The organism is Prevotella sp. AM23-5 (genome assembly GCF_003473645.1).
Taxonomy (GTDB): domain Bacteria; phylum Bacteroidota; class Bacteroidia; order Bacteroidales; family Bacteroidaceae; genus Prevotella; species Prevotella copri_A.
On the sequence record NZ_QUCG01000157.1, the window covers coordinates 1 to 2,045 of the forward strand.

The following is a 2,045-nucleotide window of genomic DNA, read 5'->3' on the forward strand; positions in this document are numbered from 1 at the left end:
AGTCGGTGCTGGGAGAATCAAGTAATGATATTGCCACATTGTGCAAGTCCGCCAATATCAATAAATGGGCAAAATACAAGCCAATGAGCATAGCCAAGCCGTTTAATATTACAGAACGAGACAGAGCCAACTGCCGTTATGGTCTGGATTTCACCACCAATTCATTACTTACCAATGAGTTTCGGAGAGGTTCATCTTTTAGCCTGAGTACATATTCCTTGACAAATGTACTGGATGCTGCCAGTGAATGGACATATTCCAGACCTAGAGGAGGTAGCAGTTCGCCCTATCGTTTAGGCGATTTCGTTAACAATGAAACATTAACAGATGGGTATAGTGCAAAGACCTCTGCCCCTTTAGGAGGATTCTACAATGGTGTAATCGGATTGGATAGCTACAAGACTAGAACCATCAGCACGTCACCAGGTAAGACAGATTCCTCTGCCCTCAATGTAAGCCTTGAAGGTACAAGTCTCTTATATACCAGCTTCAAGTGTAGATGGGCTGGCTCAGATTTATATAGCCAGTCGTGGCAAGCACTCGGAATGGTAGGTTCAGATGTAATACCTATTAATAATATCCTCGATATTAATAATGGATATTATCGTTTGGGACTTGTTGTAAGGGGAGTAAGTAATTGGTATCTCTGTGTATCCAGTTCCACATTCAAAGAGGTAAATGCCAATACAGAAAGGCAGACTTCAGCACCGAGATGGATATGCCCTAATCTGATGAGCAATACAAGACTTATTGATGAAGTTTTAGAGCACATGAATAGCCACGAAGAGTATTATGCTACAGCAGTACCTTGTATAGTCAAGAATGCTATTATATCTGTAAGTGGCTTGATTTGTACCACTAAGCTTCAGAGTGATGGAGAGATATATTGCGTGCCGGAGGGTAAGGTGTTTTTTGCGTTGCAAATCAAGAAGACGGCAGCTTACACCGTTCACTTCACTGTAGCAGTCTATGTAACCAAACAAATGATAAACGTGGGAAATGGAGAAAGCTGGAACAATTATCCTGTAGAGGGATTTGATATTGTTTTTGATGGAAATGGAGTTCTTACTCAAGATTATACCATAGAAGCTTTCATCTCCTTTACATATCAGTCGGGCGTGAAGGAAAGAAAACAGGTAAGTAATTATAAAGTTACTGGTTCTATGAAGAAAGGTAGTGCCGCAGGAACGAGAGTACATTCAGACAATCCACCTAGCTACCCAGCAGTAGGTAGTATTGTTGTTCAAAGAATAACATGGAAATAAAATATAAGTAATTTAAGTATTATAATAATTCCTCTTATATCCTTGCATATACAGAATATTTTCCGTATCTTTGCGGAGTATTAAGAATTTTATTTTAAGTTTAACATAAAGAGCAGAACAAAATGAAGAAGATTAAGACAATCGAGGCTGTTGCAGCCTACAGAACATTGAAGGCATTGAAGACATCATCAATGAGCGATGATGCCGCTATGCGAGTTTGGAAGAACATGAAGGCTCTGCGCCACGTAGCCGATACCTACGACAAGGATGTGGAGGAAGCGCAGGAGAGCCTGAAGGACGATAAGTTCGAGGAGATGCAGCGCAAGCTCCAGGAGTGCCAGCAGCTTGAGCAGAAGCACGCCGATGAGGGCTACGAATACACCAAGGACGATTCAGCCAAGTTCGCTGAGGTTAATGAGTACTTCTTCAATCAGAAGCAGAAGACCGAGAAGTACTTCAAGGAACTTGCCGACAAGGAGGAAGAGGTAGCCATCGAGGAAGTTGAAGAGAAGGAGTTGTTCAAGGCAGCGAAAGATTGCGGCTTGAAGTTTGCTGATATGGAGAACCTTGAAGTTGTGATAGGATAAACACTGATAAGTAGATATAGAAATAGCGTTAGAATTTGGCAAGAAAGCCGTTCTAACGCTATTTTTGCGACTTATTACTTTCAGATTGTTACTTTTTATGAAGTTTAACACAAAAATTAACCTAAAGCCGACTTCTTACTTTTAAAAATGCGTATCTTTGCGGTATCAATCTTTTAAATCAACTAAAATATAA

1 protein-coding gene and 1 pseudogene are annotated in these 2,045 nt (G+C 40.5%); both read left to right on the plus strand.

What is annotated here, in order from left to right:
- Positions 1-1,265 (plus strand): annotated as a pseudogene (locus tag DW657_RS18060) (hypothetical protein); the annotation flags it as partial.
- Positions 1,266-1,387: 122 nt separating this feature from the next.
- On the plus strand, positions 1,388-1,852 hold the full coding sequence (locus tag DW657_RS17225; RefSeq protein WP_118313563.1) for a hypothetical protein: 465 nt from the start codon (positions 1,388-1,390) through the stop codon (positions 1,850-1,852).
- Positions 1,853-2,045: the final 193 nt, after the last annotated feature.